The sequence below is a fragment of the Microbacterium sp. ProA8 genome, assembly GCF_039905635.1.
Taxonomy (GTDB): domain Bacteria; phylum Actinomycetota; class Actinomycetes; order Actinomycetales; family Microbacteriaceae; genus Microbacterium; species Microbacterium chionoecetis.
The window spans coordinates 538,966-557,126 of sequence record NZ_CP157000.1 but is presented as its reverse complement, the minus strand read 5'-3'; the positions used below and the strand labels follow the sequence as shown (position 1 = coordinate 557,126).

Annotated in this window: 15 protein-coding genes; 13 read left to right on the top strand and 2 right to left on the bottom strand. The window is 72.5% G+C overall.

Annotation, left to right across the window (positions count from 1 at the left end):
• Positions 1-118 precede the first annotated feature (118 nt).
• Positions 119-964 (top strand): methyltransferase domain-containing protein, encoded by an 846-nt coding sequence (locus tag ABG085_RS02475; protein ID WP_347977867.1) that lies wholly within the window; start codon positions 119-121, stop codon positions 962-964.
• Between the two features lie 244 nt (positions 965-1,208).
• The gene (locus tag ABG085_RS02470; RefSeq protein ID WP_347977866.1) at positions 1,209-1,340 is read left to right on the top strand and encodes a hypothetical protein; all 132 of its coding nucleotides are present in this window, start codon (positions 1,209-1,211) and stop codon (positions 1,338-1,340) included.
• Positions 1,341-1,381: 41 nt separating this feature from the next.
• On the opposite strand, the gene otnK is transcribed toward ABG085_RS02470, so the two are convergent.
• Positions 1,382-2,638, bottom strand: a complete 1,257-nt coding sequence (gene otnK / locus ABG085_RS02465; RefSeq protein WP_347977865.1) for a 3-oxo-tetronate kinase — start codon at positions 2,636-2,638, stop codon at positions 1,382-1,384.
• Between the two features lie 66 nt (positions 2,639-2,704).
• On the opposite strand from otnK, the gene ABG085_RS02460 reads away from it, so the two are divergent.
• From ABG085_RS02460 to ABG085_RS02430, 7 genes are all read left to right on the top strand, one after another.
• Complete coding sequence (locus ABG085_RS02460) at positions 2,705-4,258, top strand: FGGY family carbohydrate kinase (RefSeq protein WP_347977864.1); 1,554 nt, start codon at positions 2,705-2,707, stop codon at positions 4,256-4,258.
• A complete protein-coding gene (locus ABG085_RS02455) occupies positions 4,255-5,136 on the top strand; it encodes a hypothetical protein (RefSeq protein WP_347977863.1) in 882 nt (293 codons plus the stop codon). Before ABG085_RS02460 ends, ABG085_RS02455 begins: the two co-directional genes overlap by 4 nt.
• Positions 5,133-5,900 (top strand): hypothetical protein, encoded by a 768-nt coding sequence (locus tag ABG085_RS02450; RefSeq protein ID WP_347977862.1) that lies wholly within the window; start codon positions 5,133-5,135, stop codon positions 5,898-5,900. Before ABG085_RS02455 ends, ABG085_RS02450 begins: the two co-directional genes overlap by 4 nt.
• Positions 5,901-5,998: 98 nt before the next feature.
• Positions 5,999-7,039, top strand: a complete 1,041-nt coding sequence (locus tag ABG085_RS02445; protein ID WP_347977861.1) for a beta-propeller fold lactonase family protein — start codon at positions 5,999-6,001, stop codon at positions 7,037-7,039.
• A 253-nt stretch (positions 7,040-7,292) separates the two neighbouring features.
• Positions 7,293-8,720 (top strand): DUF222 domain-containing protein, encoded by a 1,428-nt coding sequence (locus ABG085_RS02440; RefSeq protein ID WP_347977860.1) that lies wholly within the window; start codon positions 7,293-7,295, stop codon positions 8,718-8,720.
• Positions 8,721-9,184: 464 nt separating this feature from the next.
• Positions 9,185-10,126 carry an inositol monophosphatase family protein gene (locus ABG085_RS02435; protein ID WP_347979263.1) on the top strand — a complete coding sequence of 314 codons (942 nt, stop codon included), beginning with the start codon at positions 9,185-9,187 and terminating at the stop codon, positions 10,124-10,126.
• The gene (locus tag ABG085_RS02430; RefSeq protein WP_347977859.1) at positions 10,123-10,767 is read left to right on the top strand and encodes a methyltransferase domain-containing protein; all 645 of its coding nucleotides are present in this window, start codon (positions 10,123-10,125) and stop codon (positions 10,765-10,767) included. Before ABG085_RS02435 ends, ABG085_RS02430 begins: the two co-directional genes overlap by 4 nt.
• A 50-nt stretch (positions 10,768-10,817) precedes the next feature.
• On the opposite strand, the gene ABG085_RS02425 is transcribed toward ABG085_RS02430, so the two are convergent.
• The gene (locus ABG085_RS02425) at positions 10,818-12,137 is read right to left on the bottom strand and encodes a hypothetical protein (protein WP_347977858.1); all 1,320 of its coding nucleotides are present in this window, start codon (positions 12,135-12,137) and stop codon (positions 10,818-10,820) included.
• Between the two features lie 400 nt (positions 12,138-12,537).
• Here ABG085_RS02425 and ABG085_RS02420 point away from each other — a divergent pair, with 400 nt between their 5' ends.
• The 4 genes from ABG085_RS02420 to ABG085_RS02405 are packed head-to-tail and all read left to right on the top strand — an operon-like array spanning position 12,538 to position 18,062.
• The gene (locus tag ABG085_RS02420) at positions 12,538-14,229 is read left to right on the top strand and encodes a hypothetical protein (RefSeq protein WP_347977857.1); all 1,692 of its coding nucleotides are present in this window, start codon (positions 12,538-12,540) and stop codon (positions 14,227-14,229) included.
• The gene (locus ABG085_RS02415; protein WP_347977856.1) at positions 14,226-16,091 is read left to right on the top strand and encodes an MBL fold metallo-hydrolase; all 1,866 of its coding nucleotides are present in this window, start codon (positions 14,226-14,228) and stop codon (positions 16,089-16,091) included. Before ABG085_RS02420 ends, ABG085_RS02415 begins: the two co-directional genes overlap by 4 nt.
• Entirely contained in the window at positions 16,088-17,158 is a 1,071-nt protein-coding gene (locus ABG085_RS02410) for a LacI family DNA-binding transcriptional regulator (protein ID WP_347977855.1), read from the top strand. Before ABG085_RS02415 ends, ABG085_RS02410 begins: the two co-directional genes overlap by 4 nt.
• Positions 17,159-17,168: 10 nt before the next feature.
• On the top strand, positions 17,169-18,062 hold the full coding sequence (locus tag ABG085_RS02405) for an aminoglycoside phosphotransferase family protein (protein ID WP_347977854.1): 894 nt from the start codon (positions 17,169-17,171) through the stop codon (positions 18,060-18,062).
• Positions 18,063-18,161 lie beyond the last annotated feature (99 nt).

Here is an 18,161-nt window from a genome sequence, read left to right as displayed (position 1 = left end):
ACGCGTCAGCCGCCAAACAGCACGCCGTCGGACGCTCCTCAGTGCGCGTCGGCGCCGATGTGGCGGAGGGTGCGCGATTCCTACCGTGATGACATCACCCATCCACAGGAGGAAACAGATGTCATCCTTTTCCCGCACCACCGACACCCTGACGGCCACTGAGGAGGACCGCGCACTCAAGGCCAAGCACGCTGCGATGTGGGCCAGCGGCAGCTACCGCACGGTCGTCGAGGAGGTCGTCCACCCTCTCGGCGGCATCCTCGTCGAGACGCTCGACGTCCAACCCGGACAACGCGTGCTCGACGTGGCCGCCGGCACGGGCACCTCGGCCATCCCGTCGGCCCGGCGCGGCGCCGAGGTCGTCGCAACGGACCTGACGCCCGAACTGCTCGCCATCGGACGAGCCGCGGCCGAGGCGGAGGAGATCGAGCTGACGTGGCAGACCGCGGATGCCGAGGCGCTGCCATTCGCGGACGCCGACTTCGACGTCGTCATGTCGAGCATCGGCGTGATGTTCGCGCCGCATCACGAGCTGGCAGCGGACGAGCTCGTCCGGGTCTGCCGTTCCGGCGGCACCGTCGGACTGCTCAGCTGGACGCCGAGCGGCTTCATCGGGCAGGTCTTCGCGACGATGAAGCCGTACGCGCCGCCGCCTCCTCCCGGGGCGTCGCCTGCCCCGCTCTGGGGCACCGTCGATCACGTCCGGAAGCTGCTCGGTGATCAGGTCGAGGACCTCGTCGCCCACCAGCAGACGCTGCGGGTCGACCGGTTCGACGACGGGGCGCAGCTGCGCGACTTCTTCAAGGAGAACTACGGTCCGACGATCGCGGTCTACCGCTTCATCGGCGACCACCCGGAGAAGGTCGCCGCTCTGGATGCGGAATTGGCTGCGCTCGCCGACCGCTTCCTCCACGACGGCGTCATGTCGTGGGAGTACCTCATCGTCACCGCGAGACGTCGGTAGGCCGGCCATGCTGACTCCGCTGATGTACGAGGCCCTGCTGCCCGACAGTCGCACGGTGAGCCGTGACGCCGCCAGGCGCCACGCGTGCCTCGCCGCCCGCGAGGAACGTGGAGAGGCCAGGCGACCTCCCCTGCGGGGATGGCCCCTCGACCTCCGGGCATGGCGCCTCCACCTCAGGGCGCGTCTGCGCCTGAAGGCTGGAGTCCGTCCCGCGCGACACGTCTCGCAGAGCTGAGGGATCGCGATGGTCCTCATCCTGGCGCTCGCCGCGCTCTGCGTGGTCGGCGCCGTCTGCGCCGTCGTCGGGTTGTCTCGCGATCCGCGAGGGGCCCGTCCGGCGGCATGGGACTACGACACCCGTCACCCGCCGGCGTGACCCGCCGGAAGCCCGCGTCCTCTCTACCGAGGGCGCGGGCTTCACGCAGGCTCGTCCTCGAAGGCGGCGGTGAAGAAGTCCGTCCCGCCGAAGTTGCCGGACTTGAAGCAGAGGTCGAGGGCCCGGCCCGCGGCATCCGGCGCCGTCGTCCACGCCACTCCGGGCGCCGCCACCCGGCGCACACGAAGGGTCGAGACGCCCAGGCCGGCTGCGACGGCGCCCGATGTCTCGCCTCCGGCGACCAGGATGCGGCGCACACCCGACCGGGCGACGGCGGCGGCCGCGATGCGCGACAGCGCCTCCTCGACCAGCACGGCAGCCCGCTCTCGCCCCCAGCGCTCCTGCACGCGCGCGACGTCGTGGGGATCTGCGGTGGCGGAGACCAGCGGAATGCCGCCGGCGGCGTCGATGAACGCGCCGGCGGCCGCGACCACGGCGTCGGGATCCGCGGCGAGCGCGTCGACGTCCAGTTGCCACCGCGGTCCGGGGTAGGCGGCGACCTGGGCGCGCGTGCGCTCCGACCCGCTTCCCGAGAGGATCAGCCCCCGCCCGTCCGGGACCGGGTCCACCGCGGGCGCCGTGCCCGACGCGAGCCCGCGTGCCAGGGCGACGGCCAGTCCCGCGGCACCGCCGAGGAGAAGATCATCGGATGCCGTGACCGCGGCGGCTGCGGCATCCAGATCCCCGTCCGTCACGGCGTCGACCAGGATGTGACGCGTGCCGTCGGCCCGCAGCTCGCGCACGGCGTCGACCACCGCGGCCGATCCGGCGCGCACGCTCTCGATCGGCACGAGGCCGACCCGGTGCGGAGTCTGGCGGCCGAGGACGCGCACCAGGTCGGGGTCGTGCATGGGAGTGAGCGGATGCTGCGCGAGCGACGACTCCGACAGCAGCCGGTCTCCGACGAAGAGGTGCCCCCGGTGCATGGTGCGCCCCACGGCGGGCGTGACGGGGGTTCCGACGGAGGCGGCCGCACCCCACTCGTCGACGAGGGCGTCGGCGACGGGGCCGATGTTGCCGCGGTCGGTCGAGTCGAACGTCGAGCAGTACTTCTGGTAGAGCCGCCGGGCATCCCACGCGCGCAGCGCCCGGGCAGCCGCCACGCTGTCGGCCACGGCCTGCGCCGCCGGCGCGGTGCGTGATTTCAGCGCGACGATCACACACGCCGCCGACGGAGGCACCGTGGGATCGGGCACGCCGAGCCGCACCTCGGCGCCGATCCCCGCCGCGGTGACGCCTGCGGCGACATCGCACGCGCCGGTGATGTCGTCGGCGATGACGCCGAGCTCGACGGTCACTCGGCGATCCTCTGGCCGGTCCGCAAGGGAGTGCACCATCTGACAAAAATGTCACAAACTATGTCCGTGGCACTCGTCCTGGGACTGGACATCGGCAGCACGACGACGAAAGCCGCGCTGGTCGCCGTCGCCGATGACGTCGTGGTCGTGCGCGTCGCGCGCACGCCGACGCCCGCCTCGCCCGCCGAACTCATCGGGGCGGCCGCCGCGGTGACGCGCGAGTGCCTCGTCGGGGCGAACGGACCCATCGTGGCGGTCGGCATCGCCTCGATGGCCGAGAGCGGTGCGGCGCTCGGCGCCGACGGCACGCCGCTCACACCCCTGCTGAGGTGGGACCGCCGCGTCGACCCGCGCCATCTCGACGACCTGCTGGCGCGGCATCCGGATCTTCCCGCGCGCACCGGAGTCCCCGCGACGACCAAGCCCGCGGCGGTGGCGCTGACGGCGCTGGCCGTCGAGAAGCCCGAACGGTTCGAGGCGATGCGGCACTGGGCGGGCGCCGCCGACCTCGTCGCACACGCGCTCACCGGCATGCGGGCGACCGACCACACGCTCGCCGCGCGCACCATGATGGCCGGATCCCGCGGCGACGGGTGGGATGCCGCCGTGCTCGACGGCATCGGCATCGATGCGGCGGTCCTGCCGGAGGTGCGCGCGCCGGGCGAACCGGTGGCCGAGACCTCCGACGCCGCGCGCGCCTTCGGGCTTCCTCGCGGCGTTCCGGTGCACATCGCCGGTCATGATCATGCGGTGGGTGCGTGGGCGAGCGGTGTGCGGGCGCCGGGCGCGGTCGCCGATTCCCTGGGCACCGCGGAAGCCGTGGTGCGGGTGACCTCCGACCCCGACCCGCGCGCGGCGGGGCGGGATGCGGCAGGCGGTGCCGCGGCGGCGGGCGCTGCGAGGGCGCATGCTGCGAGCGCGGATGCCGCGGGGGCGAGTGGGATGGGGGCCGCTGGCGCAGCGGCCGGCGCGAAGATCCATACGGCCGGCTTCGCGTCGGCGGATGCCGTGGCCAACGGCTTCTCAGTCGGCCGCACCGTCGATGGCTCGGCGCGGACGATCCTCGGAGGCAGTCGTGCGTGCGGCGCGATGCTGGCGTGGTGGGCGGATGAGCATCCGGAAGACCACGTGTGGTCGCACCTCTCGTCTGCGACGGCGGAGCCCTGGAGCACGAGCGCGATGACCGTGCTGCCGTATCCGTCGGGTCGGCAGTGCCCGCATCCCCGGTCGGGGGCCCGCGTCGTGTTGCGCGATGCGAGCGCCGACCCCGCCGACCGGTCACGCGCCGTTCTGCAGGCGCTGGTGTTCCAGGCGCGCTGGATGCGCGAGGTGAGCGACGCCCACGCCGGCTCCCCCGCGTCCGCCATCGCCGTGCTCGGGTCGCTCGCCCGCCGGATCCCCGCGTGGGTCCCCCTCACCGCAACGGCGGCACTGCCGACCCGACGCATCATCCCCGCCGAACCGGTGGCCGCGGGTGCGGCGCTCCTGGCCGCCGTTCGTGCGGGCGAGGCATCCGCAGATCTCATGCTGCCCGGCGAAGACCTCGAGCCGGCGCACGCGCCCGGCCTCGACGACGCCTATCGACGGTTTCTGGCCACCGCCTGCGAAGGAGACTCATGACCACCCTCGATGCCATCGCCCGCCCGTCGGGCGCGTTCGCCATGGTCGCCATGGACCAGCGCGAGAGCCTGCGCCACATGTTCGACCTCGCCGGCCGCGGCCGGCCCGCGGACGACGTGCTGATCGACTTCAAGGTCGCCGTCGCCGAGGAGCTGGGTCCGTACGCATCGGGCTTCCTCGCCGACCGGCAGTTCGGCTTCGACCGCGTCAGCGCGGCGGTGCCGGCATCGACGGGGATCATCCTCGCGGTCGACGCGCTCGACCAGGCGGCCGGCGGACCCGTCGACGACACCGCCCTCGACGAGGAGGCGATCACCGCGATCCCCGACGGCGTCGTGGCGCTGAAGCTGCTGCTCATCTGGCGCCGCGACGAGCGTCGCGCCGCGCGCGTCGCGCTGGCGTCGCGCTTCATCGACGTCGCTCGCGAGAACGGGGTGCTCTCGGTGCTCGAGCCCGTCGTGCGGGCGGCGCCGGACGAGACGGACTTCGACGCGGATGCCGCGATCCGCGAGGCCGCGCGCGAACTGGCCGCCCTGCGCCCCGACCTGTACAAGGCGCAGGTGCCGATGGCCGGCGCGGGCGACGAGGCTGCACAGCGGGCGGCGAGCGCGGAGCTGAACGCCTGCATGACCGGCCCGTGGGTCGTGCTGTCGCAGGGCGTCGAGCGCGACCGGTTCGCCCCTGCGGTGCGAGCGGCCTGCCTCGAGGGTGCCAGCGGCTTCCTCGCCGGACGCGCGCTCTGGAGCGACGTCGTCGGCAGCGCCGACATCCGCGCCGAGCTGCGCTCCCGGTCGGTGGACCGGCTGAAGGCCCTCGGCGACATCGTCGACGAGACGGCACGGCCGTGGCGCGACGCAGTGAGGGCGTCGGAGTCATGAGTACGCGCGTGGGGGTGCTGCATACGGTGCCGGCCCTCGTGCCGGTGTTCCATGGGCTGCTGACCGCGCAGCGCGACGATCTCGACATCGTCCACGTCGCCGACCCGTCGCTGCTGTCGCGCGCCGTCGCGGGCGGCATCACCGACGACATCTCCGCAGACCTGCGCACCCACCTAGGAGCGCTGCGGGCCGGTGGGGCGACCGCGGTGCTGGTGACCTGCTCCTCGATCGGCGAAGCGGCGACGGATGCCGCAGCCGCAGTGGGCGTGCCGCTCGTGCGCGTCGACGCGGCGATGGCGGCCGAGGCCGTGCGCCGGGCGCGCGCGGGGCAGGGCCGGGTGCTCGTGCTCGCGACGCTGGCGGCGACGCTGGGACCCACGAGCCGGCTGGTCGAGGCGGCTGCTGCGGGGGCCGTGAGCGCGGGGGCGGGTGTTGCGGGTCCGGGTGCCGCGGGGCCTGGTGCCGCGGGTTCGGGTGCCGCGGTGCCCGGTGCCGCGGGTTCGGGTACCGCGGGTTCGGGTGCGGGGACGAGGGTCGAGGTGGCGGCGCGGATCGTGGAGCGCGCCGCGGATGCGCGTGGCGCGGGCGACCTCGCGCAACACGACCGGCTCATCGCCGACGCGATCGCCGCGGCCGGGGACGTCGACGTGATCGTGCTCGCGCAGGCCTCGATGGCGACCGGCGCCGGTGCCGACCCGCGTGTGCTGACGTCGCCGCAGTCCGGCGCGAACGCGTTCGTGCAGAGTCTCGACGCGCCGAACTGAACGGCGCCTCGCTGCCGACCTGCGGCGACCGCCTCGCACGCTTCGCAGGCGCCGGCAAGCGTGAGACGTCGAGACGTCGCCCCGCCTACGATCGGTGCATGACCGACTCCTCACTCGTGCTCGTGGCCAACGCGGGCGACGGCAGCATCAGCACCTTCCGGCACTCGGGCGACTCGATCGAGCGGCTCGCCGTGAGCGAGGGCCTTGCCGGCTGCTCGTCCTTCGTCGTGGACTCGTCCCGTGACCTCGTCTACGCGGCGGTGAAGGGCGGGTCGGATGCCGAGCCGGCGGGCATCGTGACGCTGCGCCTCGACCGCGAGACCGGGCGGCTGGACGCCGAGTCGCGGCTCGATCTTCCCGACGGCGGCATGAACTATCTCGCGCTGTGCCGAGACGGCGCGGGTCTCCTGGGTGCCTCGTACGGCGGCGGCTACGGGATCAGCTGCGCGGTCGCCGATGGTGTGGTCGGCGAGCCGATCTCCCGCATCGAGTTCCCCAACCTGCACTCGGTGCTGCCGAGCGCGGACGGCCGATTCGCCTACTTCGTGTCGCTCGGCGCCGATCTGGTCGGCCAGTATGCGCTGACAGACGACCTGCGGCTGGTCGCACTGGAGCCGGCGACGGCGGCCGCGCCCGAGGGCAGCGGTCCCCGGCATCTCGTGCTGAACGAGGCGCAGGACGCGGTCTACGTGCTGACCGAGTTCTCGGGGCAGGTGCTCCACTTCGCACGCGACGTCGAGGCGGGAACGCTCGAGCTGCGGGACGCCGCGGAGGCGTTCGACCCGTCGAAGGGCCTTCGCCACAGCCGCTTCGGGGCAGATCCGCGGGCAGAGCACCTCATCTGGGGCGCCGACCTGCACTTCGGTGCCGGCGGGCGCCGCCTGTGGTGCTCGGAGCGGACGGAGAGCACGCTCGGCGCGGTGTCGGTCGCGGACGATGGCTCCGTGTCGGCGCCCGAGCGCTTCGTCGAGACCGAGCCGCAGCCGCGGGGCTTTGCGGTCAGCCCGGACGGCGCACACCTGATCGCGGCGGGAGAGTCGTCGACGACGATCTCCCTGTACTCCGTCGACGGCGACCGCCTCGAGCTGCTCCTGCGTGCCGAGACCGGTCGCGGGGCGAACTGGGTGCGTTTCGTGTGATCTCGAGCGCGCCAGGCAACCGCCATCGCGGGAAGCTCAGGTCCTGATTGCCGCCGATGCTCGCACATTTGTTCTTGTGCATGGCCCGTATCAGCGGTAGTGTATAGTTCAGAGATTCGATAACGATAGTGAGGCTCCGAGCGATCGGGGCGGTGAGACGGGCGCGGCGAGAGCCGCGGGGACTTTGGCAGGGTGCGCGGCGCTGAGGCGCGGGAATCTCCGTTTCCTGTTCCGCTCTGTCTGCGAGTCCTGAATGCCTGCCATCCCCGCGTTCGCCGCCTCCGGTGCCCCCGGTGACCACGCGTTGCCCGCCGAGGTGGCGAGCGTCATGCGGCTGGTCGCCGGGTTCGAAGCGGGTCGGCGCGAGCGCGCCGCCGCCGATGCGGCGGAGATCCGGCTGCTCGCCGATGCGGCCGCGTCGGTGCGTGCGCCGGCCGGTGCGACCCCGGAGCGGGTTCGGCGGGCGGAGCTGGATCGTCGCGCGCTGACTGCGGACCTGGCCACCTCGACCCGCGTGTCGGAGTGGACGATCAGTCGGCTGCTGTCCGAGTCGGCAGATCTCTGCACCCGGTTCCCCGCCGCGGTGGGCGCCCTGGCCGCCGGACGGATCTCCCGGCAGCAGCTGGCCGTGATCCATGACGCCGGCGACCCCATCAGCGACGATGCGGCGCGCGCCGAGTTCCTCACGCTCGCGCTGGACCGCGCCGACACCCTGACGCCGGGCCGGCTCGCGTCGGTGCTCAAGGTGATCGCCGAGCGATTCCTCGACCGCACCCTCGAGGAACGCCACAGCGACGCCGTCGCCCGCCGCGAGATCGAGGTGGTCGACCTGCCCGACCACATGGCAGCGCTCACCCTGATCAACGACGCCGCGCTGATCTACGGCATCCACGACCGTCTCACCGCGCAGGCCCGCTCCGCCGTCGCCGCGCGCGAGCCCGCCGGCAGCCCATCACCTGAAGACGCACCCGAATCGGGCTCAGACGGCGGCGGTGTCCGCGAGGTGGTGGACGCGCGCACCATGGATCAGCTGCGGGCCGACATCGCCACCGACCTGTTGCTCACCGCCGGGCCGCAGGACTGCGTCGCGGGTTCGGGGCTGGCCGCGATCCGCGCCACCGTGCAGGTCACCGTGCCCGTGCTCACCATGACCGGCGCCGGCAACGAACCCTGCCTGCTCGCCGGCTACGGGCCGATCGACGCCGACACCGCCCGCGCCCTTGCCGCCGGCAGCCCTGGATGGGAGCGCGTGATGACCTCCCCCGTCACCGGCGCCGTGCTCGCTGTGGACCGCTACCGGCCCGGCCCGGCGCTGGACCGGTTCCTCGCCGCGCGAGACGAGCACTGCCGCTTCCCGGGCTGCCGCCGTTCGGTCTGGCGCTGCGACATCGACCACACCATCGACGCCGCACACGGCGGCCCCACCTGCCACGACAACCTCGCCCACCTCTGCCGCCGGCACCACACGTTGAAACACGTCACACCTTGGACCGTCGAGCAGATCGCCCCCGGCGTGCTGGTCTGGACCAGCCCCACCGGCCGCAAACACACCGACCGACCCGAACCCGTCGTCCGCTTCGTCGCCGACGACGAGGTGCAACGGCGACCACAGATGATGCGTGAGCCCTGGCTGTTCACCGACGATGCCCCGCCCGGCGCGGCCGGCGGTCCACCCTTCTGAACGCTCCCACTGGGATTGCTCACACTGCGCCCGTCCGCCGTCTTCTCATCCCCCAGTAGTGCGCCGTTTTGCCCCCTCGCGTTCGCAGTGGTCGTATCGACGCGCACGGGCGCGCCCGCTCATGGCACTGCGTTCGGAGCGGTGCGGTCGGAGTACCTGATCTTCGGGCACGGCCGACCGCCCGCGCTCGGGGCTGGCGCTGTGCTCGTGACGTTCCCTCGGCACGTACCGCGACGCCGCGGCTCCCTAACCCGCGGTCGGGCACAGCGGGCGGGCCGAGGAACCGCAGGCACGAGCCGAGGAACCGCAGGCACGAGCCGAGGAACCGCAGGCACGAGCCGAGAAACCGCAGGCACGAGCCGAGAAACCGCAGGCACGAGCCGAGAAACCGCAGGCACGAGCCGAGAAACCGCAGGCACGAGCCGAGGAACCGCGGGGGAGGTACGTGCTTGACTGAGCCCGTGATGGGATCCGCACCTACCGACGCAGGTTCTTCTGACGCAGGTTCTTCCGACGCAGGTTCCTCAAACGCAAGTTCTTCCGACGCAGGTTCTTCTGATGGGGCGGTCGCGATGCTCGCCGCGTTGGCAGGCGCGGAGGTGGCGCGGGCGCGCTACGGAAGCGCTCCGGAGCGCACCGACAAGGACGGCGTCGACTTCACGACGGCGGCAGACATCGAGGCGGAACGGGCGATCCGGGCCGTGCTGACCCGACATCGGCCCCATGACGCCGTCGTCGGTGAGGAGCTCGGGAGCGACGGCGAATCCTCGCGCCGCTGGCTCGTCGACCCGATCTGCGGAACCCTCAACTTCGCCGCGGGTGTCCCCCTGTTCGGCGTCAACGTGGCTTTGGAGATCGACGGCACGACGACCGCGGCCGCGGTCGCGGACCCGGCGGCCGGGTCCGTGTTCTGGACAGACGGCGTTGAAGCATGGCGGCGCCAGGCGCTGGGTAATGGCAACGACACCGGCAACGACACCGGCACCAACACTGGCACCGGCCACGACGACACCGCACTCACCCCGACGGCGTCATCTCGGCTGGTCGCCCTCAACCTCGAACGGCGTCTTCCGGATCGGATGGGCCTGCCGCTCTTGGCCGACCCGGTGTTCCGCGCGCGATTCCGACCGCAGTGCCTCTCGACGACGCTCGCCCTGGCCTGGGTGGCCACCGGGCAGCAGGCGGGCTACGTCACCGGCGGAGAGCTGAAGGGGAACGTTCATTGGGCCGCGGCGATCGAGCTGTGCCGTGCCGCCGGCGTCGTGCTCACCAATCTCGACGGCGGCGAACTCCACACCGGCGTGCAGGGGCTGGTGGCGGCCGCCGATCACGAGACCCACCGGTTTCTGCTCGCGTCGTTGCATTCCGGGCGAACCGGAACGGCGCGGGCGGCGAGCGCCGCATGACCTCGGCCGACGTCGAGCGCACGCGCACGGCTTATGACGAGGTGGCCGCCAGCTATGCCGAGATGCTGCCCGACACGCGGTACGAGGCCGCCCCCGAGCTGGCGATGGTGCAGCACTTCGTCGAGGAGCTCGAGTCCCGGCCGGCGACAGTGCTCGACGCCGGGTGTGGGACGGGGCGCATGATCTCGCACCTGTTGTCGCTCGACCCGGAGCTCGTGATCTCGGGCAGCGATCTCTCCCCGGCGATGCTCGCCGAGGCCAGGTCGCGGCATCCCGAGCTCGAACTCGTCGCCGCCGACAGCGCCGAGCTTCCCTTCGCCGATGAGCGGTTCGACGGCGTGCTGGCCTGGTACTCGACGATCCATACCCCGCCGCATCGGCTCGGGGTGGTGTACTCCGCGTTCCATCGCGTGCTTCGGCCGGGCGGGCTGCTTCTTCTCGGCTTCCAAGCGGGTACCGGGCAGCGCCGGCTCGACAAGCCGTACGGGCATGACGTCGACCTGATCGCCTACCTCCATCACACGCCGTACGTGCGGGATGCCCTGCGACAGGCCGGCTTCCGTGTGACCGCGGTGCTCGACCGAGAGCCGCGCGCGACGGAGAAGCACCCGCAAGGCGTCGTGCTCGCCGAACGCCTCTGACAGCAGAACCCGCGGGGGGAGGACGTCGTGGGCTCGGCGACGCACCCGCCTCAGAACAGCTCGTGCAGCAGCGCGAGGACGCGATCGACGAGCTCCTCACCCGCGCCGGGCGCGACACGGCAGGCGTCGACGACCTCGTAGCCGCCCTCCTCGTAGGCGTGCCGCGGCGGCACGTACCAGAGCGCGCCGTCGGTGTACCCGACGACGAGCGTCACCGGCGCGGACGAGCGCCGTTTGATCGCGACACCCAGCTCGCTGAACAGCTCTGCAGGAACGAACGCCAGGGCGACATCGCCGATCCGCAACGCCGAGATGTCGGCGTCGATCGTCGGCGCCCGACCGTCGCGCAGCGCCGCGAGCACCGCCTCGCCCTCGGAGACCCGCAACTCGCGCCACCAGGTCGCCGGGCCGCTCGCACCAGGCGTCGCGTCGAGCGCACGCAGTTCGGCGACGGCTGCCTCGGCGTCGGTGACGGATGCCGCACCCCGGCGCGCGAGTGCGACCCGCCGGCGTCGCGACGCGAGCGGAGCGGACGGGGTCGTTGCCGCCGAAGCGCCGAGTCGGATCGCCGCTGATCCCAGTGCCGCGCCGATCTGCTGCGGACGCGCCCAGTCCGGCCGCTTGTCGGGAGGATCGATGTCGCCGGCCGCACCCTGGACGAACAGCGCCCGCCCTCCTGCCGAACGCTCGACCTCGTCGCGAAGGATGCCGGGGAAGTCGGCACTGATGCTGCGCACCGAGCTCTCGAGCGAAGACGGGTGACACGCGTACGAGATGAGCGTCGCGACGCGCCCTCCCCGCCCTCGGCCCTCGGCGGCGTCGAAACGGACGACGGAGAGTTCCGCATCGACGTGCCCGTCAGGGTTCGGGGCGAGCTCGATCGAACCGTCCGGTCCTGGCTTGCGGCGGTTGACGCCGAGCGGCACCTCACCCGTGGCGACACGCACGTCGACGGCGACACGGGCTGCGTCTGCGACGCGCACACACCGCGCGACGGCGTCGCTGAGATGTTCCCGATAGGCCGCGGCGAGCGGGTGCCGACCGCCGGGCATGTCGCCCGTCTCGGCGACCACCGGGCCGTAGTGCGTGTGGCTGCAAGACAGGAACACGCGCTCGGGCGGGATCCCTGTCGCCGCACGCACCGACTCTTTGAGCGCCGCCACGAGCTCATCGCTGTAGAGGCCGATGAGGTCGAGGGTCACAAGGGCGTGTCGGGTGTCGCCCGGCGAACGGTCGTCGGCGAGCACGAGCACGGTGGCCCAGAGGTCGTCGTGCAGGTCCGTCGCGACGCCGCGCCCCACGAAACCGGAGAGCGGGATGCCGATCGGCGGCGTGATCGCGGCCCGCGCCGTTCCGGCAGTCACGGCCACGTCGGCGCCCTTCCCTGCGCCTGCCCTTCCACGGCACGGCGGTGCCCCCGTGCTCGCGCGTCACGACCGTGCGCAGACCTGCCCATCATGGCGACAGTAAAGCCGCCGCCATGCGGCGAGGAAAGGGCCTTGCACCGGCGCCAGTGGTCCTCGAAGGGCGGCTGGGGCCGCGGATGCTCCTCGACCGGCGGCCACGTACCCGAACCGCGACGAACGCGGCAGACGCATGACCGCGCGACGACGCGTGCCGGCCTGTGAATCCCCTCGGCTCCCAGCGCCTGGGAACGTTGTCACATAGACTGGGGACATGAGTTCCACTCCCTCGCTGACGAGTGACTCCGGTCGACAGACCGTTCACGGAGCCGGTTATTCGCTCTCTTGGCGCACCGGCCCCCGCGGCGTGACGACCTCGCCGTACCTCGAACTGAGCGATGCCGAAGGCGCGCGGTGGATGCGGATCTGCGCGCTGTCGAGCGCGCACAGCCGCACCGCGCGCGACGAGGCCATGAGCGTCGGCGAACCCGAGGTGCGCACCGAGCCGGATGCCGTCGTCGTGACCATCCGCACGGAGTCCAGCGCGTGGGACGAGCGCCTGCTCGAGCTGCGCTGCACGACGGACGCCGTGGAGATCACGCTCGAGACCCGGGGCGTGGGCGAGCTCACCGATGTCACGATCCTCGGCGGCGACGGCATCCTGCCCACCGGCGCGAGCGGCACCTTCCGCTCGGGCTTCGACGCGCAGTCGCTCTACGTGCCGAGCCCCACCGAGCCCGTCGCCTTCGTCCGCCCCGTGTGGTCGGCGGCCTCGCTCGGCGTGGTCGGCGACGCCGACCCCGGGCGCCTCAATGGCGTGTTCTCGCCGCCGCCGCTCGCGCTCGCCTTCGGCCGCGACCCCGCGACCGACGCCTTCTCCCCCGGGCCGGGCCCGTGGCTCGCGACATGGCTGCGCGCGCCGGTCGAGCAGCTGCGCTTCACCACGATGCGCTTCGACCCGGTCGACGGCGGCGGTCTGCTGCGGCTCGCCCACGAGGGCCATACCTCGGTCGACGGCGTCTGGCGTTCGCCCACTGTGGTGGTGCAGCCCGTCGACTCGCCTGCCCACGCGCTGGAGCTGTACCGCGACGACCTCGTCCGCACCGGGTGCGCTTCCGAGACGGCGCCGGCGATCCAGCCGTGGTGGCTCGAGCCCATCTTCTGCGGCTGGGGCGCCCAGGTCGCCCGTGCCGGCAAGGACGGCTGGGCCCCCGACCTCTGCCGCCAGGAGACGTACGACGAGTTCCTCGGCACGCTGGCCGCGGCATCCCTCGATCCGGGCACGGTCGTCATCGACGACCGGTGGCAGGCGCAGTACGGCACCGCCGAGCCCGACACCGACGCCTGGCCCGACCTGCGGGGCTGGATCGCCGACCAGCACGCCCAGGGCCGGCGCGTGCTGCTCTGGTGGAAGGCCTGGGATCCGGAGGGGCTTCCGCCCGACGAGTGCGTGACGGATGCCGCAGGCCGGCCGATCGCGGTCGACCCGGGCAGCCCCGCCTACCTCGCCCACCTCGACGCGATCGTCGAGCGACTCCTGTCCCCCGAGGGACTCGACGCCGACGGGTTCAAGGTGGACTTCACCCAGCGCGCGCCCAGCGGCACGATGCTGCGCTCCGCGCCCGACAGCGATGGCGTGTGGGGCGTCGCCGCCCTGCACCGCCTGGTGGCCCGCATCCGCACCACGGCCAAGTCGATCAAGCCCGACGCCCTCGTCATCACCCACACCGTGCACCCCTCGTTCGGCGACGTCACCGACATGGTGCGCACGAACGACGTCCTCGAGCACGACGTCACCGGCCGGCCGGTGTCGGTGGCGGCCCAGCTGCGCGCACGGTTCGAGATCGTCTCGGGGGTGCTTCCCGGGTATCCGGTCGACACCGACCAGTGGCCGATGCCCAACCGCGCGGAGTGGCTCGACTACGCCGAGACGCAGGCCGGGCTGGGCGTCCCCGCCCTCTACTACCTCGAGCACGTCCGCGACGGTGAGCCGATCGATCGCGAACACCTCTCGCTCATCGGTCGCACCTGGGACGAGTACCGGAAGCGACTGGAATGAACGTGACGGCGGTCGCGCGCGGCGTGTGGCGCATCGCCGACACGTGCCACGTGTACCTCATCGTCGACCCTGACTCACCGGCCGGGGAGCGCGACGCCGTCGCCGTCGACTTCGGATCCGGCGTGGCGCTCTCGCACCTCGCCGGGCTCGGCATCCGTCGCATCACCGACGTCTTCATGACGCACCACCATCGCGACCAGGGGCAGGGGCTCCCCCTGGCGGCCGCGCACGGCGCGCGGATCCACGTGCCGCCGGTCGAGCGCGAGCTGTTCGATCGCGTCGAGGAGATGTGGGAGGGGCGCCAGCTCGACAACGACTACAACCTGCGGCAGGACCGGTTCTCGCTCCTCGAATCGGTGCCGGTGCACGCCGGCGTGCCCGAGTACCGCACGGTCTCGGCCGCGGGTGTCGCACTGTTCGTGCTGCCGACGCCGGGCCACACGATCGGCTCGGTGAGCTACCTGCTCGACCGCGACGGCGAGCGCCTGGCGTTCACCGGCGACCTCGTCCATTCGCCGGGCAAGGTGTGGTCGCTCGCGGCGACGCAGTGGTCGTACACGCAGACCGAGGGTCCGGCGATGACGGTGCTGAGCGCGCTCCTGCTGCACCGCTATCACCTGTCGGCGATCGCGCCCTCGCACGGTGACGTGATGCGCGACCCCGACCATGCGCTCGAGCTGCTCGCGCAGACCATGCAGGAGTACGTGGATTCGCGCCGCTCGTATCCCTGGGACCTGCGCGCCCGCCTGGAAGACCCGTTCATCGCCCTCACGCCGCACCTGCTGCTGAACCGCACCTCGATCTCGTGCTCGTACGTCGTGCTGTCCGAGACGGGCGAGGCGCTCATCGTCGACTACGGCTACGACATGACCACCGGCCTGGTGCTCGGCCAGGAGCGCGCCGCCCGCCGGCCGTGGCTCGCCTCGCTGCCGGCGCTGCGCGAACTGTACGGCGTGACGCGGATCAGCGTGGCGCTGCCCACCCACTATCACGACGACCACATCGCCGGGATGCCGCTGCTGCGCGAGGTGGAGGGAACGCAGCTGTGGATCCCCGAGAACGTGGCGCCGACGATGGCCGATCCGTGGCTGGAAGACCTCCCGTGCCAGTGGTACGACCCGATCGTCGCCGACCGTGTGCTGCCGCTCGGCGAAGCGTTCACCTGGAACGAGTACACGATCACGGCGCACGAGCAGCCCGGCCACACCCTGTATGCCGTCGCGTACGAGATGCGGATCGACGGCGTGAACGTCGCGTTCACCGGCGACCAGCAGGAGGGCCTCGGCGGCCGCGACGGCCGGCGCGACATCATGAACTACCAGTACCGGAACCTGTTCCGGCTCGGCGACTACGTGCAGAGCGCCGCGCTCTACCGCCGCATCGCGCCCGGCCTCATGGCGGGGGGCCACTGGGATCCGCGATGGGCCGACGAGGAGTACCTCCACTACCTCGAACAGTCAGGACGCTTCGTCGACGACCTCCACGAGCGGCTTCTTCCCGAAGACGCCCTGGCCATCGGCCCCGCCGGGCAGACCGCCCGGCTGCTCCCCTACCGGCGCCGCGCCGTCGCGGGCGAGTCGGCGGCCTACACGGTGCGGGTGCGCAATCCGCTTCCCCAGCCGGCACGAGCCCGGATCACGCCCGTCCTCCCGCTAGGCTGGCGCTCGTCCGGGCAAGAGTTCGAGATAGACCTCGGACCCGGCGAGGAGTCCTCTGTGCAGCTGACCGTGACCCCCGCGTCCTCCGGGCGCCGCCAGCGGATCGCGATCGACGTCGCCATCGGCGACCTTCGACTCGGGCAACACGCCGAAGCACTCCTCGACGTGTCGCAGGGTCCGTCGTCGGCGAAGGCGTCGTCGTGAGCGCGGAGACGGCCGCCGGCCGTGACGGTGACGCAGGAGTCGTGACCGAACGGCGTGCCCCGTTCGCGCGCCCGACGATCCGCGAGGTCGCCGACGCCGCCGGGGTCTCGCGCTCCACCGCCTCGCGGGCGATGTCGGGCAACGGGTATGCGGCCCCGGAGGTGCGCGAACGCGTGCGCGCGGTCGCGAAGGAACTCGGCTACGTGGTCGACGTCACGGCCCGCGCCCTCAAGCAGCGCACCAGCCGCTCGGTCGGCGTGCTCGTCTCGGACCTGCGCAACGTCTTCTACGCCGAGCTCGCCTCGGGCATCGGCGAAGAGGCGCGCGCGCACGGCCGCACCCTCGTGATGGTCGATCTGCGCGGTGACGGCGCCGACGAGCTCGAGGCCGCCGAGGTGCTCGTGGCGTCCCGCGTGTCGGGCGTCATCGCGACGCCGGTCTCACGAGAGCTGAGCGGCTTCCTCAGCCGCATCGGCGTGCCCCTCATCGAGGTCGACCGCCGATTCGACACCGAAGAGAGCGACGCGGTCGTCGTCGACAACCGGGCGGCGGCGCACGACACCACGATGCGGCTGCTGGCCGCCGGCCATGAGCGCATCGCCCTGCTGATCGACGAGACCGAGTGGACCACCGGTGAGGAGCGCCAGCAGGGGTATCTCGACGCGCTGGCGGCCCGCGGGGTGCGCGTGGACGAGTCGCTCATCGTGCAGGCGGGATGGGATGCCGGCGAGGCCCAGGCCGCGGCCGAGCGCATCCTTTCGCGCGCCGATCGTCCGACTGCGGTGTTCGCGGCCAACAACGTGCTCACCGAGGGAACCTGGCGCGCCGCGGCGGCACTGGGCCTCGGCATCCCGTCGGATGTGAGCCTGGCGGGCTTCGACGACGCCCCGTGGATGAGCATGGTGCAGCCGGGCGTCTCGACGAGATATCAGGATGCCGGAGCCCTCGGCGCGACCGCGATGCGGACGCTGCTCGAACGCATCGAGGCCCCGGATGCGCCGGCGCGGACCATTGTCATGCCGACGCGCTTCGTCGACCGCGGATCGATCGCCGCGCCCCGGAAGTGACGACGGCGCCGTGGCGGAGCCCGCAGGTCTCGAGGCGATAGAGGCGTCGCGCATCGACGAGGAGCTCGTCCGCAGGCTGCTCGCGGCGCAGTTTCCCGAGTGGCGCGACCTTCCGCTCCGCCCGGTGCGCAACGGCGGCAACGATCACCGCATCTTCCGGCTCGGCGACCACCTCAGCGTCCGGCTGCCGAGCGCACCCGACTATGTGCCGCAGGTGCGCAAGGAGCAGCGGTGGCTGCCTCGCCTGGCGCCCGCGGTGCCCCTGCCGATCCCCGCAGTCGAGGGCATCGGCGAGCCGAGCGACCTGTTCCCCGCCCCGTGGTCGGTGTACGGCTGGATGCCCGGGGAGCCCGCATCCGTGACTCCCGTCGCCGACTGGGCGCGCTTCGCCGCCGACCTCGCGGGGTTCCTGCTGCGCCTCGGCGAGGCGGATGCGACGGATGCCCCGGTCCCTGGTCAGCACAGTGCCTTTCGCGGCGGGCCGCTCGAGCACTGGGACGACGGGGTCGGCGACCTGCTCTTCCGCGTGCACGGCCGGGAGCGCGACCTCGCGGCCGGGATCTGGCGGGACGCGCTCGCCGCGCCGTTCAGCGCCCCGCCGCGGTGGTTCCACGGCGACGTCTCGCTCAACAACCTGCTGGTGCAGGACGGCGAGCTCGCCGCCGTCATCGACTTCGGCTGCGCGGGCGCCGGCGACCCCGCGTGCGACACGGTGTTCCGCTGGACATCGACGCAGGCGGCTGCGCGCGAGCAGTTCCGCGCGGGCTATGCCGTCGACGAGGCCACTTGGGCGCGCGGTCGAGGGTGGGCCCTCTGGAAGGGGCTCATCATGATCACGAACAAGCCGCCGGGCCAGGCGGAGTTCGCCCGCCACGTGCTCGACCGCCTGTTCGCCGAGGCCTGAGCCCTTCGCGCGGCCGTTGTCGGTGACGCGGGCTTTGCTACAATGTGGGAACGATGTCACACCGGCGCGCATCGACGCTGGAACCGCATCGCGACGGCC